Below are 26,215 nucleotides of genomic sequence, written 5' to 3' on the forward strand. Positions count from 1 at the left end.
TGGGAGTGAATAAATTGAAATTTAATTTTTCTATGAAAAAATCGATAACCACATTGCTTGTTGCAGCATTATTCATTTTACCCGCTTGCGGTAATACGAATACGGCGAGTCAACCAAGTGCAAGTTCAAAAAAAGCCGTTAATATTGGAATTACATTCTCACCTAGTACATTGAATCCATTGTCACCGGTGGGTCTAGCATCTTCTTACGTAACGGGCTTAATGTTTCTACCACTTGTCGATATCGATGAAGATTTGACCTACAAGCCTATGTTGGCAGATTCTATAGAAACAACAGACAATACAACCTTTACAATCAAATTAAATGAAAAAGCAAAATGGACAGATGGCACGCCAGTGACTTCTGATGATGTGATTTTTACACTGAAGTTGATGGCTAACCCTAAGGTTGCATCTGTCTATGCTTATACATTCGGTATATTGGAAGGACTTGACGATTCAGGATATTTACAAGAAGGCAAGACTGATATCTCTGGTGTTAAGAAAGTGGACGAACATACATTAGAGTTGAAGACGAAAGCGCCAACTACGCTGAATATTTTTAAAGATACGATCGGAAGATATCTTCTGACTGTACCACAGGCGGCTTTAAAGGATATTGCTCCAGAGAACATCAATAAGAGTGAGTTCATGCAAAAGCCTACCGTAACCAACGGTCCTTTCAAACTTGTAGAGTACAACCGGGATCATTTTGTTCAGATGGATGCCAATAAGGATTATTTCAAAGGTGCACCTAAGCTTGAGCAGTTGAATTTCAAGGTACTACAAGGTACTGCGATCTCCACACAGTTACAAAGCGGAGAAATTGACATGAATATTCCTTCTGTCGGTGTCATTCCAATTGAAGATTATGAAAAGGTTAAGGGAATGGAAGGAATCTCGACAGTAGACGGACCTGCTATTGCAAGTCAGTTCATGTATATCAATGAGAAATCGGTTCCAGATGCTAAACAAAGACAAGCTATTTCTTATGCATTAAACCGTGAACTGATTGTGAATAAACTACTTAAGGGTAATGGGGAAGTTGTAGATGGATTCTTCACAAGTTATAGCCCATATGTAGATACAAATGTTAAGCCAGTTGCTTTTGACCCAGAAAAGGCTAAGAGTTTGTTGCAAGAGTCTGGTTGGGACACTGGAAAAACACTGAATCTGTCCGTTTTGTCTGGCGATAGTACGCTAGAGAACGCGGCTAATATTATGGCTGAGAATCTAAAGAGTGTTGGAATCAATGTGAAAATTCAAATGGCTGATCTAGCAACACTGATAGATAAGCTAGTGAAGATGGAATACGATTTGGGAATCCTAACCGTTTCCTTAACACCAATCAATCCATTACCAGATGTAGCCTACTTCTTACAAGAGGGTAACCCGAATGGATATCATAATGTTGAAATAGATAAATTGATTACTTTGTTGAAATCTGAAACAGATGAAGCGAAGATCAAAGGTTATTATAGTGAGCTGCAAAAGATTGTTGCACAAGATGTTCCTATGCCTTCTATTTATTCTACAAAAGCTTTGGGTGCTATAAATAATAGAGTTACAGTCGCTAAACCTAAGGACTTCGGAATGTTTATCAATGTTAATGAGTGGGATGTAAAATAAACATTGAGCCCTTACGTTAATCAGAGCATAAAGGTGATGACAGAGATGGATGATTTGCTTGCGGTCAATCATCTGCAAACGGCTTTTGACACAGATCAAGGATTGGTCGTAAGTGTAGATGATGTGAGTTTTCGCCTGAAGCCAGGGGAAACCCTGGCGCTCGTAGGTGAATCGGGCTCTGGAAAGAGCGTTACAGCATTGTCCGTTATGCAACTTCTTGGAAAAGGGAGTCGCATCGTTGGCGGAAAAGTATGGTTTGAAGGTACAAATGTCTTAGAATTGGATGATAAGTTGATGAGAGAAATTCGTGGGAATAAGATCTCTATGATCTTTCAAGAACCTATGACATCTCTTAATCCAGTTCTTACCATCGGATATCAAATGTGTGAATCGATCATGCTTCATTTGAAGCAGAGCAAGAAAGAGGCCCGAGAGGCCGCTATCGCAATGTTAAGAAAAGTGGGATTGCCAAGGGTAGAACAAATCATGGATGAATATCCTTTGGCTTTATCCGGCGGGATGAGACAGCGGGTTATGATCGCTATGGCCCTTTCTTGCAAACCTAAAGTGTTGATTGCTGATGAACCTACAACAGCACTTGATGTGACAGTCCAAGCACAGATCATGCAATTGATGAAAGAACTGTGTGAAGAATCAGGTACAGCTATTTTATTGATTACGCATGATTTGGGAGTAGTTGCTGAAATGGCAGATCGTGTACTTGTCATGTATGCAGGTCAGGTTGTTGAAGAAACGGATGTATATACACTTTTTGATCATCCGGAGCATCCATACACGAAGGGACTACTAAAGTCTATTCCTCGTATTGATGCAGATGAACATGAATCATTAGAGTCTATACCGGGTGTCGTGCCAGTGAGATACCAGAACATTGCTGGATGCCGATTCTACAATCGGTGTCCTATTGCGACGGAGACTTGTAAGAGCGTTCTACCTCCATTAGCAATAACGAATGAAGGTCATTACACACGCTGCTGGGAAGTCGGAAACATCAAGGAAGGGGTGTGGGAGGAAGCCTATGAATAGTCAGAATAACAAGCAACCCTCACCACTTCTGTCTTTGGAACAGTTGAAAGTGTATTATCCCATTCGTAAAGGAATTATCAAGCGTACGGTTGATAACGTGAAAGCTGTGGATGGCGTAGATTTAAGTATATATTCAGGGGAGACGCTTGGATTAGTTGGTGAATCAGGGTGCGGAAAGTCTACGATTGGTAAGGCTATTGTAGGACTTGAGAAACCTACTAAGGGACGTATTCTGTTTGATGGAGATGACATCGCTGGATATTCTTCTGATGAAATGATCAATCTTAGATCAGAGCTACAAATTGTATTTCAAGATCCTTATTCATCTTTGAATCCACGTAAACGTGTTATTGATCTATTGAGTGAGCCTCTTAGGGTTCATCGTATCGTATCTAATGGAGATGTCTCTAAAGAAGTGGATAGGTTGTTGGACCTTGTGGGTCTTCCTAAGAACAGCAAGAATCGTTATCCGCATGAATTCTCTGGTGGTCAGCGGCAGCGAATTGGGATTGCGAGAGCCCTATCTTTAAGACCGAAGTTGATTGTTTGTGATGAACCTGTATCTGCATTAGATGTGTCCATTCAGGCACAAGTATTGAATTTGTTCAAGGACTTACAGAAGGAATTGAATCTTACCTATCTCTTTATTGCTCATGGTCTTGGTGCTGTGAAATATATAAGTGATAGGATCGCAGTTATGTATCTTGGTAAAATAGTAGAGATCGGGCCTACAAAAGAGATTTTCCAAAATCCTAAACATCCCTATACCCGAGCTTTGATGGATGCATCGCCTATTCCGAATCCTCACTTAAGGAATAGGAAAAAGGTTGTGTTACAAGGCGACGTTCCGAGTCCTGTTAATCCACCCAAGGGATGTCGTTTTCACACACGTTGTCCTATGGCAGAAGCGGTATGCCGTGTACAGGAACCTGAGTTGACAGGAGACAGCCTGCACTCATCTGCCTGCTTTTTCTCTCACTGATGAAGATCCGAGGTGTTGTAAGTATTGTTTAATTACGTTATACGACGAATATTTATTGCCATTCCAGTCCTGATTGGCGTGACCATTATTAATTTCATTATTATGAGTATGGCACCAGGAAGTCCTGTAGATATGCTTATAAGCCCGCAGATACCAGCGGAAGCACTAGCGGCAAAGAGAATAGAACTAGGGCTTGATGCTCCAGCCTATGTGCAATATTTAAGTTGGTTCAAACATTTGCTTCAAGGTGATTTGGGTTATTCTATGATCACCTATGAGCCTGTCTTGAACATGATTCTATCACGTATGGGACCTACACTACTCCTCATGGGCGTTTCTCTCATTATTGGTGTAGCCATCGCCGTACCTCTTGGCATCTTAAGTGCTAGGAAACAATATTCTAAATTAGATTATGCTGCGGTGACGGGTTCTTTCCTTGGTATTTCCGTGCCTAACTTCTTTCTTGGTCTTGGTCTTATCTACGTCTTTTCAATATGGTTAAAGATTCTTCCTTCCAGTGGAATGACAACGCTCGGGAGTGAAGGTGGATTTGGCGACATATTGTTACATTTAATTATGCCTGTCATTGTACTGACGGCGAATGTTGCAGGACGAAATATTAGGTATGTTCGATCTAGCATGTTAGAAATTCTAGAACAAGATTATTTGCGAACAGCACGGGCTAAAGGGCTGAAAGAAACATTAGTCATCAATAGACATGCTGTGAGAAATGCCTTGATTCCAATCATCACGGTGCTTGGAATGGAAATTCCCATATTATTTGGTGGAGCCGTTGTTATTGAACAGATATTCTCATGGCCAGGCATTGGCCAACTGACGATGTCTTCCATTATGAGTCGTGATTACTCTACAATTATGGGGCTTAACTTAACGGCTGCCGTCATTGTCATAGTGGCTAATTTGTTGACAGATATCACGTATGCCCTGGTTGATCCGAGAATCAAATACAGTAAATAGAAAGCGGCGGTTTAATGAATTTATTTGAAAGATACTTTACAGGGCGTAAAGAGCCGCAATTGGACACGGATATGATCTGGCCTGAGGGTGATGAAAGCTCGATAAAGTTATTCACACGAAGGTTTAAGAAGCATAAACTTGCCGTTGCTGGCCTTGGTGTGATCATCATTCTAACCTTATGTGCGATATTCGCACCTTTAATCGCGCCTTATGATCCAACGACAGTTACAGAGAGCTTCGGTGCAGCACCCTCTATGGATCATCTTATGGGTACGGATCAAGTCGGACGCGATCAACTGAGCCGCCTTATCTATTCTGCGCGGGTATCTTTGTCCGTTGGGGTTGGTTCTATCCTCATAGCAGTAGCTATTGGGACAATTCTTGGGCTTATTTCCGGGTATTTCGGGGGATGGATTGATAGCCTTATTATGAGAATTACGGATATGTTCATGGCATTTCCCTATATCATGCTTATTCTTGTTGTTGCAAGCATCGTAGGGCCAGGACTTATGAATATGATTATTATTCTGGGGGTTCTGGGTTGGCCAGGTATCGCACGTCTTGTAAGAGGGAATGTGCTAACCCTCAAAGAGGCTGAGTATGTTAAGGCAAGTGTTGTACTTGGTTATTCAACGCCAAGGATATTATTTCATCATATTCTTCCGAATACCGTGGCTCCTATATTGATCTATGCTACTTCAGGAATTGCAGGAGCTATTCTCGATGAAGCAGCGTTGAGTTTTCTAGGTCTTGGTGTTCAACCGCCCACGCCAAGCTGGGGGAACATGCTTGCTAGTGCTCAATCGCTGACTGTACTTACATCGCAACCGTGGCTGTGGATTCCACCAGGTGTTATGATTATACTGAGCGTATTGTCCATTAACTTTGTGGGTGATGCCCTACGTGATGCACTCGATCCGAAGAATACAAAATAGTTAAAATCGGTAATCCTCGTAAGAGGGTTGCCGGTTATTTGTCTACATTAAGGGAGCGTGATTGACATGAATGAAATATCTCAAGCAAGAATTATACAACAAGCAACGGAATTTGTACGATGTGAATTAGAGAACGAGAGCAGTGGACATGACTGGTATCATATATATCGAGTGACGCAATCAGCCAAGACGATTGCAATCGAAGAAGGAGCAGATTTATTTGTGTGTGAACTTGCTGCACTACTTCATGATATTGCCGATGCTAAGTTAAACGTTAGTGAAGAAGTGGGTCTAACGAGAGTGAATGCTTGGTTGGATCAACACGAGGTTCCTACAGAAGCTAGCCATCATATCATGCAGATTATTTCCACGATGTCTTATAAGGGTGGTGGCAAACCTCCGATGGCTACACTTGAAGGGATGGTTGTCCAAGACGCCGATCGTCTGGATGCAATCGGGGCGATGGGGATAGCGAGAGTCTTTGCATTCTCCGGTTCGAAGGGACGGAAGTTCCATGATCCTTCCGTTGATCCTCGTATGAATATGTCTGAAGAAGAATATCGCAATGGTGAAGATACCGCTATTAATCATTTCTACGAGAAACTGCTGAAGCTCAAAGATTTAATGAATACGAACTATGGTAGGAAGCTTGCTTTGGGGCGTCATCAATTCATGCTGGATTATTTAGATCGGTTCTATGCGGAATGGGATGGAAAGAAATAAGCCGCATAGGAAGGTGAATTATGACAAGATACCAGAACCCTTAAGGATCAATGGTGCAGGTGCGACAGAACCTGCACCTCGGGATATCTTACGAGACTTAGAGAACCCTAATATGTTAGTGCCTCCTCTAGTTATATTTCCTGATCGCTGTTAATCTTGCAATTGCATATATTCCGAATAAAAAAAGCAAACCACCTATCAAGAACATGACAACATTTGAACTGAAAACATCAGCATAATAAGAGGCTATAGCAAGGCCTAAGGAGGGTGCGATACTCATAATGGAACCTAATAGGCCAAATACCCTTCCTTGGAGTTCTTCGGAGACTTCTAGCCTAAGGATGATGTTAATTAACAATGTACAAAATGAGAACATGAATCCAATGATGAGGATGATGGGAATAGCTGCAGTGGGCGTTGTAGTGAATGACAAAAGGATATACATAGGTCCAATCAAAAGTAAATTGACCATGATGAGTCTACCTCGTTGCTTAATTCTGCTGCCTAATAACAGAATTAATCCTGAACCTATCATATAACCAAGTGGAATACAGGCTTCCATGAGTCCGAACTGAAATGGCGTTGATCTCCATACGGTAACGGCCATGACTTGAGTTAGCATTAAAGAAGGCATAAAGAAAAGGGTGAGCGTGGGTGACATAATAATTACAGCTTTAGCAAAAGGGTCTTTCCAAATGTAATGAAGACCCGTAATTAAATCGTCGATAAATTTCTTCTTCACTTTATGTAACGCGTTGTTTCTAGAAGAGGATGGAAAAGAACCCGCTAAAAGTACTAGCATAAATGACACTAGAAAAGTTATTCCGTCAAAGATAATGGCTTGTGATACGCCAAAGGCGGCAACGAAAATCCCCCCGGCTGAAAAGCCTACTGTTCTACAAATATTTTCTGATAACGTTATTAAACCAACGGCTTTCTGAATGTGTTCTTTACCAACAACGTTCATGAGTGAGGCTTGATATGCAGGAGATTGGAATAATGCCGAAGCGGTCACAAGTCCAGTTAATATCACAATTAAGAAAAAAGGTGTGTTGGGTACGGAAATGAAGATTGCAATGGTAATTACGAGTCCAAAACTAATGATGTCGGTAATGAGCATGATTGTCCTGCGATTTACTCTGTCAGCATACGTACCTGCTATAGATCCTAATAATGAACTTAGTAGGAGATTGGTTACAACAATCATGGCCATCATTTTAGCGCTGCCCGTCATCATGAGGACCCACAAATTTAACGCTATGCTATGAAACGTATTACCAAACAAAGAAATCGAATAAGAAATAAGTAACATAAGGAATTGCTTGTTTCTCCATACGGTAGGAAATGTTTGTATTGCGGCTTCGCTTTGACCTGTTGGAGTTGAAATGTGTGAATTGTCCATAAATGATCCTCCTCATTTATTTTTTCATACAAAGACTTAAACGTTTAAGTGATATTCAAAAAAAATTAATTTTCTGAGTTCACTTTTATATAATGTCTATTAAGATTCTGTGTAGAATAGTCAACTTTTTGCAATAAATATTCCATTACTCGGAAAGCAGTATCAGATTTATCTTCTTTAAAGGTGATAGTTCGCGTGTTTGCACTTGTTAATATTTCTGGACAATGACATGTGCAGATAACCGTAATACTGCTAAATATATTCAGTCTCTCGAGATAATTCCCAATGAATTCATTAATGACAATCGCCTTTGTGAAGCGGATGTTTGTTGATATTGCCTCCAGTTCTGAAATATCATTAATAATGTAAATGGCATCTTCTGATAATCCGACGGCTTCAAGAATGTATCTTACCAATGAAGCATTATTATAATTCTCCATGATTAAGCAAACTTGGGATGGATCATGGGGGGAGGCTAATTGTAAAGCGGTATGATAATCAAAGATGATTTGTTTGAATAATTTGTCCTCTATTATGCTATCCATCAATATTAAGGGAATGCCTTCAACAAAATGCGAAGAAATCGAGTAGAAAACATCATCTCGAACATCCACTAGGAATACGGCTTCTAGCTTTCTTTCTACTATGATATCAAGTGAAGGATTGGCTGCATCTAAAGTAAATAGAAGCGTGTGGTACCCTGCTGAAGTTAATAACTGTTCTAAATTCCCAATAAATGAGGAATAATTATGACGCTTCCAATATGGCATATTAGGAGACTTATTTATAAGAATCCCAATCAGCCCGGTTTTCTTTCTAACGAGTGAGCGAGCTGTAAGGTTGGGAATGTAATGTAGCTCTTCTGCTAAACGTAAAATGTGTGAACGTGTTGTTTCAGGAATAGTCTGATTATCGACGTTGTTCAGAACATAACTAACAGTCGCAATCGAAACGTTGGCTTTAGTAGCAATATCTTTCATCGTAGTCTTTTTCAATAGTAGAATCACCCTAGTCATAGTTAATATCTTCAAGTTAGCATTTCGGTAGAGTGAGAGTCAATAGAAAGAAGCTATAAAATTTATCGAATTATTATAGGTGTAGCCTATTAAGAAAATAGTATCTATATATTTCCAATTAATCATTATCAATTGTAATATGATATGAAAATACGAAGTGTATATTTTATTTGAAAAGGAAGGTGGCATGTAAGATGAGTGATTTAATAAAAGAACAGTTTGATGCTGTAGCACAGAGCTATGATCTTCAACGTCGCCAACTTATTCCTTGTTTCGATGATTTCTACAGCACAGCTAGAGATTGGGTTAATATAGATAAGAAATCGCCACGTATATTGGATATAGGTACTGGAACAGGACTGTTCGCTGCTTATGTTCAACAGAAGTATCCAGAAGCACAATTGACTTTGATTGATATCAGTGAAGAGATGTTAAAGGGGGCACGCATGAGGTTCGGAGAAGATCCTAACGTTCAGTATATTTCAGGAGATTTCGCGACGTATGCCTTCGATGGACAGCAGTATGACATTGTTATTTCATCCTTAGCGATACATCATTTAGCTCATGAAGATAAAAGCAGACTATTTCATAAGATATACACACGCTTAACCGAGGGTGGTATCTTCGTTAATGCGGATCAGATTGCTGGTACATCTGCTTATTTCGATAATCTATATAAAGAACAATGGGAGCATACGATTAATCAGAGTGGACTACCAAATGAAGTTATTGCTTCCGCGATTGAACGAAGAAAGTTAGATCGTAACGCTACCTTTGAGGATCAGCTAAAGTGGCTATCCGACGCTGGATTTGCTGAAGCAGAATGCATTTATAAATATAATGAATTCGGTGTGTTTTTTGCACAGAAATAGTATAATACGCAACTTGAATGAGACTTTCAAAGCCGATTCATGATATCATGAAGGAAATAAGATTGATATGAATGGACATCCGCAGAGGGTGTCTTTATATTTAGCTATTCGCACTCATACTAGAGGTTTAGGAAGGGACGAAAGAATAATGAACTATAGAATGATCGTACTTGATTTGGATGATACGTTACTATGCGATGATCATACAATATCACCACGCACGAAGAAAGCATTGATGGATGCACAAGAGGCAGGAGTTAAAGTAGTTCTCGCTTCAGGTCGTCCGACTTTTGCTATGACACATATTGCAAAGGAATTGGAGCTTGAGAAATACGGAAGTTTTATTCTATCTTTTAACGGGGCACAAATCAGAAACTGTACAACCAATGAGCTCCTATTCAGTAGCACTTTGACACCTGAAACCGCGCATGAGCTATATCATATTAGTAAAAAAGAAGAAGTAGGGATTCACACCTATGTTGGGGATGATATCGTAACCCCTGCGAATAACGAATATACTGATATTGAAGCTCAAATTACAGGAATGCCAATTGTAGAAGAAGTAGATTTCATAAATGCGATTCAAGAACCTGTTGTTAAGGTATTGATGGTAGATTCACCAGAAAGGTTAGTCATCCTGGAAAAGAAAATGCAACAACAACTCGAGGGTAAATTGAACGTTGTACGTTCAAAGCCATTTTTCTTAGAGTTCACAGAAGCGGGTGTAGACAAAGGAACAAGTTTACATCATCTGATTAAGAAACTAGACATTCAGCAAGATGAGGTTATTGCTATCGGAGATAGTTATAACGATCTTGCGATGATTAAATTTGCCGGACTTGGTGTGGCTATGGGGAATGCGCCGGATGATATTAAAGAAATCGCCAACTATGTAACGGATACGAATATGGAAGATGGCGTGGCGAAGGTTGTTGAAGCGTTTATTCTTAACAAAATAGTACACACGAAATAAACAAAAGAGGAGATTGCTTAAGGGCAGCTCCTCTTTTGTTTATTAAATTGAATAATGAGTTACTAATATTTAGCATTGTTTCAGTATTAGGGGCAAGTATAACTCCTTTTCTTCATATACCTTAGTAGTATGGAGAGGAGCGGATGGACTTGGTACAACCTTTAGATCCTAATGTTATTCCTAAATACATAAATCAACTCGTCCCCCCACCCGTATTTATGCCAACTTGTATACAGCAACCTGAGACGGGGCATGTAATTGGGCATGCATACAAAATCAATGTGAGTGAGTTCCAACAGCAAATACTACCTCCGGGATTCGGTGCAACAAAAGTAATTGGTTATGGTGGTATGATAAAGAATCCGAAAATAGGAAGAGATAGCTACTTTAGAAGCACACCAGGACCTACGTTTGAAGCCATTCGAGGAATTCCTATCCATGTTCAATGGATAAATAATCTTAACAGGCCTTTTTTTCTACCCGTTGATCCAACACTCGTATGGGCTAATCCCAATACAATGGCTATTCCTGGCCCGCCATTCCCTTCATTTCCACCGGGATTTCCTCTGGCGCAGAAAACCGCACCCATGGTCACTCATTTACACGGCGGGGAGACACCCTCTTATTTCGACGGACATCCAGATGCTTGGTTTACTGCAGATCGAAGAACTGGCCCAGCATTCTCAACAAATAACTATACTTATCTGAACGTACAAGAACCGACAACCCTCTGGTATCATGACCATACCATTGGATTAAATCGTTTGAGCGTATATGCAGGTCTTGCAGGGTTCTATTTACTCCGTGAATGGAATGACCCCGTTGCGCCGTTTCTTCCAGGTTGTGAGAATGAAATTCCATTGATCATTCAAGATAGGTCTTTTCATACGGATGGATCTCTTTACTATGAACAGGTGGGGGATAATCCAAGTATTCATCCTTACTGGGTACCAACGTTTTTTGGGAATACAGTAATGGTAAATGGCAAGGTGTGGCCGAACCTTAATGTCAAACCTCAACAATATCGGTTCCGTATATTAAATGCATCCAACTCTCGAAGTTATCATTTCCAGCTTTCAAATGAACAGCCCTTTATTCAGATTGGTAGTGATGGAGGGTATTTACCTCACCCTGTAGAACTGAGTTCACTGATGCTTGCACCAGCGGAAAGAGCAGATATTCTTATTGATTTCTCTATACTAGCGCCTGGGACGACCATTATATTAAAAAACATCCCTGGTGGAACGCCAGCAGACCCATATACAGTCGGTCAAATCATGCAGTTTACAGTTATGAATGAAACTGTCCAACCACCAAAGAAGTTGCCTTCGGTACTAAACAATATTCCACAACTCATTCCAACAAGAACGAGAACATTTACTTTATTTGAACTGGAAGGTCCTAATGGTCCTTTGAAAGTGACACTGAATGGGCAATTGTTGCGAAGTCCTATCACTGAACTACCACGAGCAGGAGCGACAGAAGATTGGCGAGTTGCTAATCTTACCAATGATGTACATCCTATTCATCTTCATCTTGTACAGTATCTGCTTGTTAGCCGCCCGAAATTTCGTTCTGACGATTATTTAAGAGACTGGAAGAAGCTAAATTTAACGACAGCTCCTGGAACTCCGCCTTATTTTGTTAAGCCCAAGGTACTGCCATTAGAGCCTTATTTGGTAGGTTCAATAATGGGGCCACCGCCTAATGAACAAGGCTGGAAAGACACCATACGGATGAATCCTGAAGAAGTAACGATCATACGAATTCGATTCGCATCTCAGAATGGTAGTCCATATCCATTTAACCCAAGCCGGGGTCCAGGATATGTATGGCATTGCCATATGCTTGAACATGCGAGTAATGAGATGATTAGACCGTTTAAGGTAGTACCTTGATGGAAGCTTAAACATATTGACTGCTAGTAATTTTACTGTTAATATTTTCTTTCTATTATTATAGAAGGGACTGATATCATTGAGTAGTAATGACATATATCTTAGACATCTTGAGATGATGGATGCAAGCGATCTTCTTGCCTTGAAGCGAAGAAATCGCGAATTTTTTGTACCATTTGAACCGATCAGGGATGAATCACACTATACGCTTGAAGGACAAGAACAAGAGATTGCGAATGGGTTGCAAGGGGTGCTTAAGGACCAATCTTATATTTTCGGAATCTTTCTGAAAGATACCGATGAGATTATTGGGAGAATAGCATTAACGGGTATTGCTCGTGGTCCTTTTCAGAATGCATTTATGGGTTATTACATCGATCAACAACATAATGGTAAAGGTTATGCAACTGAGGCAGTCTCACTGTGTTTAAGTAATGCTTTTGACGAGATCGGATTACATCGTGTTGAAGCTGGGGTTATGCCACGTAACTTACCATCTATCCATGTATTAGAAAAGGCTGGATTTAGACGAGAAGGTCTAGCGCAAACCTATTTGAAAATTAATGGTAAGTGGGAAGACCACATTCTATTTGCGATTACGGCTGATGACAGGGAAGGAAGATTGATATAGTTCACTCATGAGTGATTCAAACACAGGATAGGTGGTGATGTTCATTGTAATTATTGAAACGGAGAGATTATATTTGAGACAGTACGAAGTAAAGATTTTGCTTCTCTTCATGCCATTTTTTCTGATCAGCAACCGATGGATTTGGGCTATGGGGAGTTTGGCTAAAGTAAACGAATGAAATGATTGGGGATTGTGGGCTAGTTAAGCAAATTCGAAATCAAATATTAGAGGTGATTGATCCTTATGATAGGTAAATTGCTTGAAGTGATGTTATCTCTTGTGTTGGGTTTCTTTACAGGAATATGGCTAAGCGGTAATGGAATACACATACAAGAGAGCGGAGTTCAGATCTTACTTGGGTGTATTCTTTGGATCTCTATCTTTGCATATCTTAAAATGAATGCTAAGCCATGAAATATAGATACAGAGCGTAAGAATTAGGGTCATATTGAAATAGTCTAAAAGGCTACGCCGAAACAAAGAACCACTATATTCAGTCTATGGGTGAGTATTTGATACTCACAATTCCAGACGAATAGGTGGTTTTCTTTTGTTGGTTAAAGTACACAATTACAGCACCTTCATATCACGTCATTTCGCGGTAAGATACTGAACCGTACCTGTTTCGGCAGATTTGATTATATGATCCAATAGATAATGGGTCTCATAACCCGTTTGGAAATCTGGTGTAGTGTAAGTATCGTTGTGTAGGTCGTTAGCGAATTGGATATAAAGTTGAGCGATATTATAAGCAATCATACTGACGCTCTGTGGATCAAGATGATAATAATGTGAGGGGACAATTAAAGTGTGATAATCCTTATTGGCACCTATAGCAGCTTGTAATATAAATGAATCCCATTGGAACATGAGTCTATCGTTTGATTTCATAGAAATCTCACCTTTGGTACCAATAATATCTATGGTTAATCCTGCTATTATTGAATTTCGAAACTGTCCTGACAGGAGGGCACCACTTGTTAACTTGCCATGAAGAGCGACGTAATCAGGTGCATTTGCTTGAATTACTTCACCAGTCTCTATAATGCTTACTTCTTTATGTTGTGTTTCTAAAGTGGCTGATACCTTAGCAAAAGGCCCCATCATGTAAGTGATACCGTCTAATAAATGACCTGCAGTAATGGTCAATTGATTGGCACCATTTTTTATATCCAGAAGATAAGCATGGGCTTGATCAATGGTATCTCCTGTAGTTGGAAATGAAGGCATGGAGTAGCTTACATTTACGGATACAACCTCCCCTAGATAATCCTCTTTAAGAAGGTCCTTTACATAATTAATAGCCGGGTTAGCACGAGCTTGTAATCCTGAGACATGGCGAATTCTCTTTGTCGTTGCCAATTGCAGAATATCGGTTGCTTCCGCTTGATTCAGAGCCAGTGGCCATTCGCAGTATATATGTTTACCGGTATTTATTGCTATTTGTATTAATTCATAATGTTCCGGTACTTTCACGGTAATGACTACCAGTTCTACATCAGGGTTTGCAACCAATTCATACGGATCTGTATAAAAGTGATTTATTCTAAAATGTTGTGCGATTTCTTCAGCACTTTGTTGTTGTGTGGTGCATACAGCGATAATTTCATATTCTGATAATGCTTGGAGAGCAGGAATATGAGCAACCTTTCCCCAACCACTTGCCCCGATGATACCGACTCCTATTTTAGCTGACTTCAAATAAAATACCCTCCATTATTTACTGATAAAGTATAATACTGTTATTATGAATGCTGAAATAAAAATATAGAAGTACGCACTTTTTTGTTATATTGGCACCAAAAGGTACCTATACCTTAAGACGGATATTGATCAGGGGAGGAAAAATGCTATGAAGAATATTGCAAATCGGACATATAACATTCCTGTCGAAGCTACTCTCGATGTTATCGGAGGGAAGTGGAAAACGCTGATTGTGTGTCACCTGACTTATGGACCTAAGAGAACGAATGAGCTGAGCAAGAATATGCCCGCTATTTCTCAAAAAATGTTAACTCAACAGCTTAGAGAATTAGAAGAGGACGAGATTGTCATTAGAACAGTGTATAATCAAGTACCTCCGAAGGTGGTATATGAACTGAGTGAGTTGGGTTTGTCTCTTAAACCGATACTAAACTTGATGTGCGATTGGGGAGAGAATTATATACAAGAACGCTCTAGTAAAAGGACAGTATAGTGAACTAACGTAGTAATAGAAGAAAACCAGTCAAACATGATTGTTCCATGTTATAACTGGTTTTTTTTTAATGAATTATTCGGTTGTGAAATCATAATGTAGTTCGACGAACTGTCCATATCGGGTTGTCTTGACTAGATTTAAAGATTGGAAATCCTTAATTCCAGTCAATAATGGGATACCACTTCCTAATATAACGGGTGCAATAGTTACAATAAACTCTGTAATGTATTTGTTATTGATGAGCTCAGAAATCAGTAGACCTCCTCCGCAAATCCAACATTTCGTATAAGATCGAGTTGAAAGGGAAGACATCAAATTATCGATCGTTCCATTAATGAAGGTTACATGCTCATCTGCACCATAACGTGAATTGGTATATACATAACAGTCTTTTCCACTGTAGGGAAAAGGGAAATCAAGAGTAAGAATTGTCTCATAAGTATTCCTACCCATAATGACCGCATCGATGCCGCAATAGTAGTGTTCGTAACCATTATCTCCCTCCCCATTAATGTGATGTAACCAATCGACATTTCCCTCTGTTGTTGCAATATAACCATCTAAGCTTACCGCGAGATAAACACTCATTTGTTGTTGTTCTTGATCCATCATAACCACTCCTTGTTAATGTAGTAAGATCATACTAATATATAAACACGACAAAATATGACGTCTAAACGGAGGGTCAATGAATAAATTTCAGCAACTAAACGCGGTGTGGCTATATATCAATCAAGCAAAAGTATTTAATGCAAAGGATATTGCTGCGCAATTTAACATTTCGGAAAGAACTGTTCAAAGATATATTGCGGAGTTATCTGAACTGGGGCTTCCCATTACTTCAGAAGCAGGAAGGGGTGGTGGCTACAGAGTTATGCCTAATAAATTATTGCCTCCGATATCCTTTACGCATGATGAAGTTTTTAGTATCTTTTTTGCATATCAATCTATTGAGAATGTTAAAGGATTACCGTTCCACGCTGATTACCATACTGTCTTGAATAAATTGCTCAATCAGACTGAGGAGAAGTTCCGAAGCGAAATCGATGATCTGAAAGAATACATCTTATTTCTGTCACCCAATAGAGATTACGACAATCCTTTTTTAAAAGAAATATTTATACATTCACGAAATAAGGACACTATAATCATAAGTTATCAATCGATTAATCAACATTCAGTGAAAAAGGTCATTCCCATAGGTTTGTATACATCGAAAGGTTTATGGTATGTCGTAGCATCTGATGTGTCTAAAGATAAAATCGTTACTTTACGGGTAGATCGAATCAAGGACTTGGAATTTCATCATTCGAACTCGGACAAGTTAAATCTGCCGACATTACAGAATTGGTTAAGCAATATAGGAAATGAATCGTTGGGGTCGACGATCAAATTTCATGTTGAATTGACTTCACAAGGGGTAATGAAATGCCGAGATAATGAATTCTTAGACAAGTATATTCGTCACAATGAAGATGGAACTGGCTTCGTAGAAATAGATGTCCCTGAATCGGAGTTAAATCATATGACAGAATATTTCTTCACGCTTCATCAGGATGCAACTATCATAACGCCACTAGAAGCGATTACCAGAATATGTGCTATGGCAAAAGGAATTGTAGATAAATACATTGAATAATTGTGAAATTAAGCGTCCGGTATTATTTTCCTGACAATTCAGCTCCGAATTCAACTTTTTACGCTCAATTTCAAAGAAGAAATTAGCTTTGTATAGCTGATTTTTAATAAAACATAAATTATATTCTTAAATGCGGATTAATCAGAAATTAAGGTTAATACTTACAATTTGTTCAATTCATATCGATATTATCGGATTAATTTGTTGACCAGCATGATTATGAAGGTGTACTATTCAATTTACTAGCTTTAAGCTTGAGTTTAGGTGGAGAAAGGTGAGGGCGAAATAGATATGAAAAAATTAAGTTTAATGATTCTGCTAGCTCTGAGTATGGTACTTGTAGCAGCTTGCGGAAACAATGCCAATAACAATAAAGGTGAAGCGGGAACAGAGGAATCTGTTAAGAAAAGTAGCTTAGATGTAGTCAAAGCAACCGGGAAGCTTCGGATAGGTACAGAAGGTACATATGCGCCATTCACATATCATGATGCGAATGGGAAGCTTACGGGGTTCGATGTTGAAATCGCAGAAGAAATCACGAAGCGTCTAGGCGTTGAGCCTGAATTCACTGAGACGCAATGGGATGGGCTCGTTGCTGGCATGGATGCGAAACGATTTGATGTTATTTTTAATGAGGTGTCCATTAGAGATGATCGTAAAGCTAAATATGACTTCTCCGATCCTTATATTGTCTCAAAGGCTGCACTGGTTGTAAGCTCAGACAACAATGAAATTAAGACCTTTGCTGATTTGAAAGGGAAAAAGTCGGGGCAATCCTTGACAAGTAACCTCGCCGCAATTGCCCGTGAGAATGGTGCTGAGATCGTAGCTGTGGATGGATTTAATCAGGCCATTGACCTGTTGAGTTCTGGACGTATTGATGCAACTATTAATGACAGCTTGTCTTTTCTAGACTTGAAGAAAAAGAAACCTGATGTGAAGGTCAAACAGGTAGATGAAATAGCCGAAGGATCTCAAAGTGCTGCGTTATTCCTGAAAGGAAATGATGAACTGGTCAAAGCAGTCAATGAAGCGCTAACCGAAATGAAGAATGACGGAACGTATCTAAAAATTTCTAAGAAATATTTTGGAGCAGACGTTTCTAAGTAATATATCTGAATGATAATAAAAAGTCCAAAAAGGATGTCTGATTAATGGATGAACGTAAAATACAGATAGTAATTGATTCATTGCTACCCCTGCTTAAAGCTGGGGTGGCTTTTACCATCCCACTAACGCTGATCTCATTTGCAATAGGTTTAATATTAGCTGTACTGACAGCACTTGTCCGCATCTCTTCATGGAGGGTCTTAAAGTTAATCTTCCGTTTCTATGTATGGGTCATAAGAGGGACACCTTTATTAGTGCAGTTATTTATCATTTTTTATGGATTACCTGCCATGGGTATTACATTAGAACCTTTAACAGCAGCCATTATCGGCTTCTCGCTTAGTGTCGGAGCCTATTCCTCAGAAATCGTACGTGCAGCTATTGTATCCATACCGAAAGGGCAGTGGGAAGCCGCATCATCTATTGGTATGACTCGTAGTCAGGCACTTCGTCGAATCATTTTACCTCAAGCGACTCGGGTGTCGATTCCTCCCTTAGCGAATACCTTCATCGGATTGGTTAAAGATACGTCACTTGCAGCAAGCATTACGTATATGGAGATGTTCCGAACGTCACAACAGATTGTAGCCACTACTTACGAACCACTTCTACTTTACTGCGAAGTTGGCGTGATTTATCTACTATTCTGTTCGATTCTGTCTTCTTTGCAAAACTACCTAGAGAGAAGGCTTGCTAGATACTCTGCGAGTTAAAGGAGGAGATATGAGTGATTGAAATACTTGATTTACATAAGTCTTTTGGCCAACATACCGTATTAAAAGGGATTAATGTGAAGTTAGAACATGGTAAAGTTCTTGTTATTATTGGGCCATCAGGTTCGGGTAAAACAACGTTGTTGCGTTGCTTCAATCTGCTTGAAGTCCCTGATCGGGGGACCATTGAGCTGGGTGGAATGAAATTAAGTTTTACAGACGCAAAGGAAATCTCACAACACAACGTTGTGGCGTTGCGTAAAAAAACAGGCATGGTCTTTCAGTCGTACAATTTATTTCCACATATGACGACGTTAGGTAACGTGATGGAAGGTCAGATCACGGTACAAAAGCGATCGAAAGAAGATGCGCGCAAACGTGCTATGGAATTGCTAGAAAAAGTAGGTCTCGCTGATAAGTCGGATTCCTATCCTCATCAATTATCAGGGGGACAACAGCAACGAGTAGCCATTGCTAGAGCAATGGCTGTTGAACCTGAGGTGCTTCTATTCGATGAGCCAACATCGGCACTTGATCCCGAATTAGTAGGGGAAGTATTGAAGGTCATGAAACAGTTGGCTGCTGAAGGGATGACTATGGTTATAGTCACGCATGAAATGGCGTTTGCGGCTGATGTAGCGGATAAAATTATCTTAATGGAAGATGGCCTAATTCTAGAAGAAGGCACGCCGGAGGAAGTACTTAAACATCCGAAAAGTACACGTGCACGACAATTTCTTAATCGCTTGAGCGGTGAAGATGTATTAATCCCATGACAAATCTGATTCTGATAACAAAAAGGATTGGATGGTGCGCTCAGCAAATCATTTGAGGCTATTGTGGAATAGAGCAGTAGACTTCGGATCTGTTCAAGGGAATGAATCATCTGATGTATAGATTCATTCTCTTTACTTTTTGGAATTCAGAATTCGCTTGTAAATTTCGATAGCAAGGGCACGCGAACTCTTAAGATCGACAATAGCCCAAGGTTGCGGAAGATGGATATCCTTGTTGGACAGATGTTTAAGCTCAGGTAACCATCTTCGAATATAGGTACCATCTGGATCATGAGTCTGGGATTGGGTCACTGGATTCATGACTCGAAAGTATGGAGATGCATCAAATCCAAGCGATGAACTCCAGAGCCAACCCCCGCGGTTCAACACGTTATCGTAATCACTAAGTTTCATACGGAAATAATGTTCTCCGTAAATAAAGGGACAGCCTAAGTTTTTCGTTAAAAACATAGCTGTAATCATTCGCAGCCGGTTGGGCATCCAACCGGTTTCGTTTAGTTGTCTCATGGCGGCATCAATGATCGGAATTCCTGTACTGCCTTCTGACCATGATTGGAAATGTTCCGTACTCAGCTCGGAAAGATCGAAGAGCTTCTCATATCTAAAGTAGTCAGGATTCCAACGGGCCTGATATATATAAAAGTCCCGCCAGGCAAGTTGTCGTAGCCAAGATTCGGCATCATCTTCCGCGTTCAGTAGCTTATAGTAAACCTCCCGAACGGATAGCGCCCCGACATTCAGATGACGACTTATTCGACTCGTACCTTCCTGTGCATATTGGTCGCGGTTAAATGAATAACGATGCAATCGCTCATTAAGGAATTGTTCAAGGGAATGAATAGGAATCTCATGTTGAGTTGTTGAATTAGGATGACTACCATCTTGAAGCAATCTGTTAAGCTCTTCAGGCAAAGGAAAAGCACTAAGAATTCCATCAGCTATTTCTACCGTCTCCAAATCCTTTTTGAGTTGCGGAAAAGGGTGGTCTCGATCGTTCAGTCATAAATGTACGCCAGCGACGATAGAAGGGCGTGTATACTTTATATGGCTCGGAGCGTCCACTCCATTGTGTGAATTCTAGCAGATCAGCAAGCGTTCCTTCGTCATAGGAAGTAAATGTAATGCCCATCGAATCGGCAGTCTGTTGTAGCGACTCGTCACGTTTCACTGCATAGGGCGTGTGGTCTGCATGGACTACAATTTCTTCAATTGGATGACTCTGCAGCAACTGACGGACAACAGTCGATGGCTCTCCGTAAAGGACATGTAGGCGTTTGGATAGATGAGCATACTGCTGTTGTAAGATTTTGACGTGATGTAGGAAATTAGCACCACTATGTTCAGAGCCCCGTTGATTGCGTAGCAAAAATGAATCGAGAATCAGAACATGTAAACTGGGACGCTGGGCGTAACGGATTGCATCCAGAGCGGGCATGTCGTTGATGCGCAGATCCTTGCGATGGATAAATAGTATCATGGAGTGATATCATATCCTTTCAGAGATGAAGTAGGTATTTCGTCATATATATGATGTCCACGTTTAGATATCGACTCAGTATAACATAGTAATTTTACGAAAATATGTTTGAATACAACTGAGGATATGAATATGAACTAAAAAACCGATACCGGTTAAATACCGATATCAGCTTATGGTTTGTAGGTTGATCTGAATATTACTTGGTACTTCGTAAAACAAGGTTGCGAGGATTCACATTATTGTCCATGTATAGCGGTGTTTGAGCACCTTTAGCTATTAACTCCCATGATACGATTTTGAAATTCTGGTTGAGCTCTTTATCACCTTTCATATTCGAATCATCTTGAGCTACAAAGATACCGTAAGGGAATTGTTCGCCTAAGCCAAAACTTAGAACATCAATACCATCAGTAACTGACGTACCATCTGTATGTATCCCATCAGCGATCGTGAAGTTGGTGATGTAGTTATTGTCACCTTCGCGATCATAAATTGCGTAACTATCGTTACCCTGGCTAGAAGCGATTAAATAGCCATGTCCGTCATTTGCATAATACAAAGTAAGTCCTTCAATATCATCTTGAAGTCTTCGACCATCCGCAATATCTACAGTCGATAGAGCTTTCATACCACCATCTGCTTCTGCACTGAATTTATAAATAGCATAATCTTCTTCAGCGATATACATCACGCCATATTCATCGTCTGTTACTAATCCTTCTGATTGAGTAGGTAATTTGAACTCACGAACTAGCTTACCCTCGATTTCCCCTTTACCATTATCATAAATTTCATATTGCTCGAATTCGCCTTCTTTGCCAAGGACCATTGCGTAAAATTTATTTGTTTTCAAGCTATGATAGAGGCTAAATCCATATACTTCTTCCATCTTCGCTTTAATCGGCTTAGCAACCACATCTTTTAATTCGCCTGTTGAACCATTTATTACGAGTACATCAATCGTATTTGTAGAACGATTCGTCGCTGCTACGATATCAACTTTCTTATTACCAAGTGGGAAATTATAACGAATATCAACATTATTCATCTTACCAATTTTATGATTTTGAAGTTCTTTCCCCTTCAGGTCGTAGACCAACATGCCGCCACCTTTATTCGTAGCAATAAGTTTGGAATTGGCTGCATTTACGGGGTCAACCCAGATTGCAGGGTCATCAGCAGCATCTTCACCATCTTCTACAGCATCAGTCTCAACCTGAGCTGTTACAGCGAAGGTAGGTACGATATTGTTTGGATCAAGAAATTTAGTGTTCTCATCAAGAATGTTCTGAAGTAAGTTCGAAGGAATCTGCATTTTACCATCTACCAATTTCACTGCGTTGGATAATTCACCACTTTTTCCAGCAAGTCGATAAGACTTCTCACCTACAGTGAGGGTAGCCGAAAGACCATTCTGCAATTTGATTAACGCCGACTGATCATCACTATCCCAAGTGATTGACGCATTGATCTTGTCCATTTGTGATCTTAAAGGCTCGTACCCCGATGTCATTGTACCTGATGCTAAAGTTGTACTTGTCGGAAGTAGAATACCTACTGATAATAGTAAAGTTAGTGCCGTGTTCTTTGTGTTCATTAAATAATCCAACCTCTCTGTTGTTGTATGTTTGCAAAAGCTAACTATAACGACGATTTATTTTGGCAGTATATTCTAATTGTGAATAGATTGTAAATTCTAATTGTATCAGTTTGAAAATTGATGGAATAATCAAGGTTTGTGTTCAATTAACATCAATATAGTGAATTTATAGAGATTAGAAATAGCCGTCTAATGTAAAAAGAATCGGGTTACAGGCGATTCTTTTTTACATTAGACGGCTACCATATGAATATAAGTACCATCTTAAAATTATTCTAGACAACATTGCTAACACTAATGTTAACATTGCATTGATGCATCAAGTCAGGTATTAATTTTCTATTATGATCCGATCTAACTTGACGTTAACGGGATTGGCAATGGTATCTCCAACCGGACATTTACTCTCCAAGTATCGTACAAATTCCTCAACCTTCTCCTTAGGAGAAGTAGTTTTGATAGTGAAAGTATAACGGATATCAGAATAACCTGGACGAACATCGGACTTGTTAAAGAATCCATCGAGATCAAGATCTCCTTCAACGTCTACACGGAAATCATCAAGTTTCACTCCGAACTTAGGAGCATAGACTCTCGCGACGATCGACTGACATGCACCCAGAGAGGCTAGTAGAACTTCGACAGGATTCATTCCGGTATCTGTTCCGCCCAAACTTTCCGGTTCATCTATGATCAGCTCGAAATTTCTGGCAGTCGTTTTCACTTTAACGCCATCTTGTAAATGCGCAGTAGCTTTGAAAGTTTGATTTGCAGCCATTGTACACGCTCCCTTAATAATGTTATGAAATAATTGAAAATCATAATGCACACTAAACTACTAGGAATTATTTGTATTATATCAATGGTAATGATTTACTGTCAATTGATTTCGAATTAGGAAGGGGATTTCATTTACTTGTTCCAAGTCCAAATCGGACATATTTAGAAAACAACAAAAAACCGCTTTCGAGGCGGTATATCTTTTGATTAATGTAGAAGTGTTGTAGAAAATGCAGGGATCGTTCTCTTATTACAATAGCTAAATTAAATGAGCTCAGCAGATTGTAACACTACTTCTAGAAATGGTCCCATCTTTGTCATTCACATCATCTGTACCGTTTTCGCAATTACTTTTCCTATCCCAGTTTATTTCGTACTCATTGTTTATGTGTTCTATTGAAATGATAGTCGTTTTGTGATTATTGCTATTTTTCTCCTGATATCGATGTACAATGGATCTGGCTTGTTCTTCTGATATTTGAACAACTTCTGGTTTTGTTTGACTTTGACAACCACTCAATATTGCGATTAGTACAACAAATAACAAAATGGATTGTTTGTAATAGATAGCGACTTCTCCTTCCGATTCATGTATTTCTTGTTGTCTTAATAACGAAGCGATGCCAGAGAATGTTGCAGATTACTGGGCTTCAAAACCATCAGGTTCAACAATGTAAATCATATCTAAAAGGGGGACGGTAGATTCCGGTTTTCTTTTGTTGAAATTTATTTTATGTGAACTATTGAATGATGAACAGACTCGTGTTAATATACTGAATGAACGTTCAGTATTAATCAAAAAAACAATTTGGAGATTACATTGTTGAATCGGAGTGGAAGTATGTGAATAAAAAGCAGTTGCAAAGCGAGGATACCAAAAAAAGAGTTGCGGACGCTGCAAGAGGTCTATTTGCTCAAAAGGGGTACAAAGCAACTTCCATTGAGGACATTGTGGGAATTACCGGGAGTAGTAAAGGGAATATCTATTACCATTTTAAAAGTAAAGAGGGTTTGTTTCTGTATCTTATTGATGAGTGGGATCAGGAATGGGAGCAACAGTGGCAAGAGAAAGAGTCACTTTACACAACAACGACAGAAAAGCTGTACGGGGTTGCAGAGCAAATGGTTCTTGAAGAACGAATAACCGAAATGATTAAGGGACACCTTGATTTCTATCAAAAATTGATACAACAAGGTATAGATAACGGAGAATTCAAGCAAAACAATGTGGAGGGTCTTTCCGTAGTTTTTGAAAGTTTAACGATGGGGCTCAGTCAAATGTCTCGTAAATTAAATAAGAAGGATGCACTCGCATTATATCATTTAGCCATCACAGTATTCCTGCATGGGATCGCCAAAGAGCCCAACTGATTCTAATAGTATGAAGATTGTAGAGTAGAGAATACATGTCATATTACAAAATGAACGTTCAGTATAGTTGTTCACACAAAATTTCAGCATAGAGATTGCAAAATTCGGGGGATTATTTCAATGACATTATTATTAAGAAATAGGGGCGCACTATTACTCCTGATGTTTAACATTTTTCTAGTCTTTACAGGTATAGGACTTGTAGTACCTATCATGCCTACTTACATGAGGGAACTTCATATTAGTGGAAGTACAGTTGGTATGCTAGTAGCGGCATTTTCATTAACACAACTTATATTCTCACCCTTAGCTGGTAGGATGTCCGATTCTTTGGGACGCAAAAAGATTATTGTTGTAGGCATGATTATATTTGCACTCTCAGAATGGCTATTTGGTTCTGCAAGTTCAACTTACTTGCTGTTTGCAGGGAGATTTCTTGGTGGCGTTGGAGCAGCCTTCATTTTCCCAGCAGTTATGGCTTATGCAGCGGATGTAACATCGGATGAAGAGCGTGCAAAAGGTATGGGGTTCATTACTGCAGCGATCACAACTGGATTCATTATCGGTCCAGGGATCGGAGGTATCCTAGCAGAGTATGGTATTCGTGTGCCATTCTACGCTGCAGCAATAGCTGGGGGGTTAGCGGCGATTATTACCGCATTAATTCTACCCGAGTCATTAACAGCTGAGAGACGTAGCGCCTCTAAGAATGTTGTCAAACAGAGCTTACCTGCACAGCTAATACGATCCTATCGCGAACCTTACTTTTTAAGTCTGATCATCGTGTTTGTTGCTTCTTTCGGATTGGCAAATTACGAGACGGTATTTGGACTATTCGTCGATCATAAATTTGGGTTCACCGCGAAAGATATTGCCTACATTATTACGTTTGGGTCCATAGCTGGTGCTGTTGTGCAAGCTACAGCATTTGGATGGATATTGAATAAATTTGGAGACAAAAAGGTCATTTCTTATAGTTTGGTTATATCAAGTATATTCGTATTTTTAACTCTTTTTGTACACAAATATTGGTTGATTGTTGTGGTTACATTTATTGTGTTCTTAGCTATGGACGTATTACGTCCGGCAATTAGTACTCAGATGTCAAAGGTGGCACCAGAACAGCAAGGATTCGTAGCAGGCTTGAACTCTGCTTATACAAGTCTTGGGAATATCATTGGACCTATCGTAGCAGGCTTTTTATTCGATATAGATATTAACTATCCCTATCTTTCAGCTGCTATTGTACTTATGTTATGTTTTGTATTATCCATGAAAGCAAAAAGTAAGCAGATTTCTGAAACCTAAATTCGAAATTCACGTAGATATAAGATGACTTATTTCGATAGACGCTCGGTCTTTGTTTGGACGAGTGTCTTTCTGGTTACAATCTTTAAGGTGAAGAAGGCTCTAGATACCTTTTTGTAGAACAATAATTGA

Annotated in this window: 26 protein-coding genes and 1 pseudogene; 19 read left to right on the forward strand and 8 right to left on the reverse strand. The window is 39.5% G+C overall.

The genetic code is table 11. From position 1 onward, the window contains the following. Positions 1-32 precede the first annotated feature (32 nt). The 7 genes and pseudogenes from PBAT_RS23130 to PBAT_RS26460 form a co-directional block, all read left to right on the forward strand. Positions 33-1,628 (forward strand): ABC transporter substrate-binding protein, encoded by a 1,596-nt coding sequence (locus tag PBAT_RS23130; RefSeq protein ID WP_149466326.1) that lies wholly within the window; start codon positions 33-35, stop codon positions 1,626-1,628. 45 nt (positions 1,629-1,673) lie between these two features. Beyond that, positions 1,674-2,675, forward strand: coding sequence for an ABC transporter ATP-binding protein (locus tag PBAT_RS23135; protein ID WP_068653023.1), 1,002 nt, complete (start codon positions 1,674-1,676; stop codon positions 2,673-2,675). Beyond that, on the forward strand, positions 2,668-3,657 hold the full coding sequence (locus tag PBAT_RS23140) for an ABC transporter ATP-binding protein (protein ID WP_068653024.1): 990 nt from the start codon (positions 2,668-2,670) through the stop codon (positions 3,655-3,657). Before PBAT_RS23135 ends, PBAT_RS23140 begins: the two co-directional genes overlap by 8 nt. Before the next feature lie 24 nt (positions 3,658-3,681). Further along, positions 3,682-4,635 (forward strand): ABC transporter permease, encoded by a 954-nt coding sequence (locus tag PBAT_RS23145; protein WP_068653025.1) that lies wholly within the window; start codon positions 3,682-3,684, stop codon positions 4,633-4,635. Positions 4,636-4,706: 71 nt separating this feature from the next. Then, complete coding sequence (gene opp4C / locus PBAT_RS23150) at positions 4,707-5,570, forward strand: oligopeptide ABC transporter permease (RefSeq protein ID WP_246168902.1); 864 nt, start codon at positions 4,707-4,709, stop codon at positions 5,568-5,570. A gap of 66 nt (positions 5,571-5,636) precedes the next feature. Beyond that, complete coding sequence (locus PBAT_RS23155; protein ID WP_068653027.1) at positions 5,637-6,293, forward strand: HD domain-containing protein; 657 nt, start codon at positions 5,637-5,639, stop codon at positions 6,291-6,293. Beyond that, positions 6,280-6,420 (forward strand): annotated as a pseudogene (locus PBAT_RS26460) (oxalate decarboxylase); the annotation flags it as partial. The gene PBAT_RS23155 and the pseudogene PBAT_RS26460, both read left to right, overlap by 14 nt. Here PBAT_RS26460 and PBAT_RS23160 read toward each other — a convergent pair. Both PBAT_RS23160 and PBAT_RS23165 read right to left on the reverse strand, forming a co-directional pair. Continuing rightward, positions 6,421-7,695: an MFS transporter gene (locus PBAT_RS23160; RefSeq protein WP_084403325.1), complete on the reverse strand. Its 1,275-nt coding sequence runs from the start codon at positions 7,693-7,695 to the stop codon at positions 6,421-6,423. A 65-nt stretch (positions 7,696-7,760) separates the two neighbouring features. Continuing rightward, entirely contained in the window at positions 7,761-8,690 is a 930-nt protein-coding gene (locus tag PBAT_RS23165) for a LacI family DNA-binding transcriptional regulator (RefSeq protein WP_169810168.1), read from the reverse strand. Positions 8,691-8,905: 215 nt separating this feature from the next. Between PBAT_RS23165 and PBAT_RS23170 the strand changes: the two genes are divergently transcribed. From PBAT_RS23170 to PBAT_RS25720, 5 genes are all read left to right on the forward strand, one after another. Beyond that, complete coding sequence (locus PBAT_RS23170; RefSeq protein ID WP_068653029.1) at positions 8,906-9,583, forward strand: class I SAM-dependent methyltransferase; 678 nt, start codon at positions 8,906-8,908, stop codon at positions 9,581-9,583. A gap of 148 nt (positions 9,584-9,731) precedes the next feature. Beyond that, on the forward strand, positions 9,732-10,556 hold the full coding sequence (locus PBAT_RS23175) for a Cof-type HAD-IIB family hydrolase (RefSeq protein WP_068653030.1): 825 nt from the start codon (positions 9,732-9,734) through the stop codon (positions 10,554-10,556). Between the two features lie 143 nt (positions 10,557-10,699). Continuing rightward, the gene (locus PBAT_RS23180; RefSeq protein ID WP_068653031.1) at positions 10,700-12,454 is read left to right on the forward strand and encodes a multicopper oxidase family protein; all 1,755 of its coding nucleotides are present in this window, start codon (positions 10,700-10,702) and stop codon (positions 12,452-12,454) included. A gap of 79 nt (positions 12,455-12,533) precedes the next feature. Next, complete coding sequence (locus PBAT_RS23185; RefSeq protein ID WP_420848824.1) at positions 12,534-13,085, forward strand: GNAT family N-acetyltransferase; 552 nt, start codon at positions 12,534-12,536, stop codon at positions 13,083-13,085. Between the two features lie 243 nt (positions 13,086-13,328). After that, positions 13,329-13,499, forward strand: coding sequence for a hypothetical protein (locus PBAT_RS25720; RefSeq protein WP_169810169.1), 171 nt, complete (start codon positions 13,329-13,331; stop codon positions 13,497-13,499). 177 nt (positions 13,500-13,676) lie between these two features. Here the strand turns inward: PBAT_RS25720 and PBAT_RS23190 are convergent, their stop codons facing one another. Further along, complete coding sequence (locus tag PBAT_RS23190; protein ID WP_068653033.1) at positions 13,677-14,786, reverse strand: Gfo/Idh/MocA family protein; 1,110 nt, start codon at positions 14,784-14,786, stop codon at positions 13,677-13,679. A gap of 151 nt (positions 14,787-14,937) precedes the next feature. On the opposite strand from PBAT_RS23190, the gene PBAT_RS23195 reads away from it, so the two are divergent. Further along, positions 14,938-15,282: a winged helix-turn-helix transcriptional regulator gene (locus tag PBAT_RS23195; protein WP_068653034.1), complete on the forward strand. Its 345-nt coding sequence runs from the start codon at positions 14,938-14,940 to the stop codon at positions 15,280-15,282. A gap of 75 nt (positions 15,283-15,357) precedes the next feature. On the opposite strand, the gene PBAT_RS23200 is transcribed toward PBAT_RS23195, so the two are convergent. Beyond that, positions 15,358-15,894: a dihydrofolate reductase family protein gene (locus PBAT_RS23200; protein WP_169810170.1), complete on the reverse strand. Its 537-nt coding sequence runs from the start codon at positions 15,892-15,894 to the stop codon at positions 15,358-15,360. 79 nt (positions 15,895-15,973) lie between these two features. Between PBAT_RS23200 and PBAT_RS23205 the strand changes: the two genes are divergently transcribed. The 4 genes from PBAT_RS23205 to PBAT_RS23220 all read left to right on the forward strand — a co-directional run bounded on the left by PBAT_RS23205 (position 15,974) and on the right by PBAT_RS23220 (position 19,523). Next, complete coding sequence (locus PBAT_RS23205) at positions 15,974-16,924, forward strand: helix-turn-helix transcriptional regulator (RefSeq protein WP_068653036.1); 951 nt, start codon at positions 15,974-15,976, stop codon at positions 16,922-16,924. A 291-nt stretch (positions 16,925-17,215) separates the two neighbouring features. Continuing rightward, positions 17,216-18,034 carry an amino acid ABC transporter substrate-binding protein gene (locus PBAT_RS23210; RefSeq protein ID WP_068653037.1) on the forward strand — a complete coding sequence of 273 codons (819 nt, stop codon included), beginning with the start codon at positions 17,216-17,218 and terminating at the stop codon, positions 18,032-18,034. 44 nt (positions 18,035-18,078) lie between these two features. Then, positions 18,079-18,747: an amino acid ABC transporter permease gene (locus PBAT_RS23215; RefSeq protein WP_068653038.1), complete on the forward strand. Its 669-nt coding sequence runs from the start codon at positions 18,079-18,081 to the stop codon at positions 18,745-18,747. Positions 18,748-18,761: 14 nt separating this feature from the next. Continuing rightward, positions 18,762-19,523 (forward strand): amino acid ABC transporter ATP-binding protein, encoded by a 762-nt coding sequence (locus PBAT_RS23220; RefSeq protein ID WP_068653039.1) that lies wholly within the window; start codon positions 18,762-18,764, stop codon positions 19,521-19,523. A 132-nt stretch (positions 19,524-19,655) separates the two neighbouring features. On the opposite strand, the gene PBAT_RS23225 is transcribed toward PBAT_RS23220, so the two are convergent. The 4 genes from PBAT_RS23225 to PBAT_RS23235 all read right to left on the reverse strand — a co-directional run bounded on the left by PBAT_RS23225 (position 19,656) and on the right by PBAT_RS23235 (position 23,402). Beyond that, positions 19,656-20,501 (reverse strand): FAD-binding domain-containing protein, encoded by an 846-nt coding sequence (locus PBAT_RS23225; RefSeq protein ID WP_246168222.1) that lies wholly within the window; start codon positions 20,499-20,501, stop codon positions 19,656-19,658. Further along, positions 20,479-21,021, reverse strand: a complete 543-nt coding sequence (locus PBAT_RS25000; RefSeq protein ID WP_084403327.1) for a deoxyribodipyrimidine photo-lyase — start codon at positions 21,019-21,021, stop codon at positions 20,479-20,481. The genes PBAT_RS23225 and PBAT_RS25000 overlap by 23 nt, the downstream gene beginning before the upstream one ends. 199 nt (positions 21,022-21,220) lie before the next feature. After that, positions 21,221-22,621, reverse strand: coding sequence for a phytase (locus PBAT_RS23230; RefSeq protein ID WP_068653040.1), 1,401 nt, complete (start codon positions 22,619-22,621; stop codon positions 21,221-21,223). Positions 22,622-22,955: 334 nt separating this feature from the next. Continuing rightward, entirely contained in the window at positions 22,956-23,402 is a 447-nt protein-coding gene (locus PBAT_RS23235) for an OsmC family protein (protein ID WP_068653041.1), read from the reverse strand. An 845-nt stretch (positions 23,403-24,247) separates the two neighbouring features. Between PBAT_RS23235 and PBAT_RS23245 the strand changes: the two genes are divergently transcribed. Both PBAT_RS23245 and PBAT_RS23250 read left to right on the forward strand, forming a co-directional pair. Next, positions 24,248-24,775 carry a TetR/AcrR family transcriptional regulator gene (locus PBAT_RS23245; RefSeq protein ID WP_068653043.1) on the forward strand — a complete coding sequence of 176 codons (528 nt, stop codon included), beginning with the start codon at positions 24,248-24,250 and terminating at the stop codon, positions 24,773-24,775. Between the two features lie 120 nt (positions 24,776-24,895). Further along, on the forward strand, positions 24,896-26,083 hold the full coding sequence (locus tag PBAT_RS23250) for an MFS transporter (RefSeq protein ID WP_068653044.1): 1,188 nt from the start codon (positions 24,896-24,898) through the stop codon (positions 26,081-26,083). Positions 26,084-26,215: the final 132 nt, after the last annotated feature.

The sequence above is a fragment of the Paenibacillus antarcticus genome, assembly GCF_001637225.1.
GTDB classification, from domain to species: Bacteria; Bacillota; Bacilli; order Paenibacillales; family Paenibacillaceae; genus Paenibacillus_AQ; species Paenibacillus_AQ antarcticus.

Bases quoted from the DNA above. Each gene is read 5' to 3' on its own strand.
- PBAT_RS25720 (WP_169810169.1), top strand. From the start codon at position 13,329: ATGATAGGTAAATTGCTTGAAGTGATGTTATCTCTTGTGTTGGGTTTC.
- PBAT_RS23155 (WP_068653027.1), top strand. From the start codon at position 5,637: ATGAATGAAATATCTCAAGCAAGAATTATACAACAAGCAACGGAATTT.
- PBAT_RS23210 (WP_068653037.1), top strand. From the start codon at position 17,216: ATGAAAAAATTAAGTTTAATGATTCTGCTAGCTCTGAGTATGGTACTT.
- PBAT_RS23200 (WP_169810170.1), bottom strand. From the start codon at position 15,894: ATGGATCAAGAACAACAACAAATGAGTGTTTATCTCGCGGTAAGCTTA.
- PBAT_RS23170 (WP_068653029.1), top strand. From the start codon at position 8,906: ATGAGTGATTTAATAAAAGAACAGTTTGATGCTGTAGCACAGAGCTAT.
- PBAT_RS23130 (WP_149466326.1), top strand. From the start codon at position 33: ATGAAAAAATCGATAACCACATTGCTTGTTGCAGCATTATTCATTTTA.
- PBAT_RS23205 (WP_068653036.1), top strand. From the start codon at position 15,974: ATGAATAAATTTCAGCAACTAAACGCGGTGTGGCTATATATCAATCAA.
- PBAT_RS23215 (WP_068653038.1), top strand. From the start codon at position 18,079: ATGGATGAACGTAAAATACAGATAGTAATTGATTCATTGCTACCCCTG.
- PBAT_RS23195 (WP_068653034.1), top strand. From the start codon at position 14,938: ATGAAGAATATTGCAAATCGGACATATAACATTCCTGTCGAAGCTACT.
- PBAT_RS23230 (WP_068653040.1), bottom strand. From the start codon at position 22,621: ATGAACACAAAGAACACGGCACTAACTTTACTATTATCAGTAGGTATT.
- PBAT_RS23135 (WP_068653023.1), top strand. From the start codon at position 1,674: ATGGATGATTTGCTTGCGGTCAATCATCTGCAAACGGCTTTTGACACA.
- PBAT_RS23180 (WP_068653031.1), top strand. From the start codon at position 10,700: ATGGACTTGGTACAACCTTTAGATCCTAATGTTATTCCTAAATACATA.
- PBAT_RS25000 (WP_084403327.1), bottom strand. From the start codon at position 21,021: ATGATACTATTTATCCATCGCAAGGATCTGCGCATCAACGACATGCCC.
- PBAT_RS23140 (WP_068653024.1), top strand. From the start codon at position 2,668: ATGAATAGTCAGAATAACAAGCAACCCTCACCACTTCTGTCTTTGGAA.
- PBAT_RS23250 (WP_068653044.1), top strand. From the start codon at position 24,896: ATGACATTATTATTAAGAAATAGGGGCGCACTATTACTCCTGATGTTT.
- PBAT_RS23235 (WP_068653041.1), bottom strand. From the start codon at position 23,402: ATGGCTGCAAATCAAACTTTCAAAGCTACTGCGCATTTACAAGATGGC.
- PBAT_RS23175 (WP_068653030.1), top strand. From the start codon at position 9,732: ATGAACTATAGAATGATCGTACTTGATTTGGATGATACGTTACTATGC.
- opp4C (WP_246168902.1), top strand. From the start codon at position 4,707: ATGATCTGGCCTGAGGGTGATGAAAGCTCGATAAAGTTATTCACACGA.
- PBAT_RS23160 (WP_084403325.1), bottom strand. From the start codon at position 7,695: ATGGACAATTCACACATTTCAACTCCAACAGGTCAAAGCGAAGCCGCA.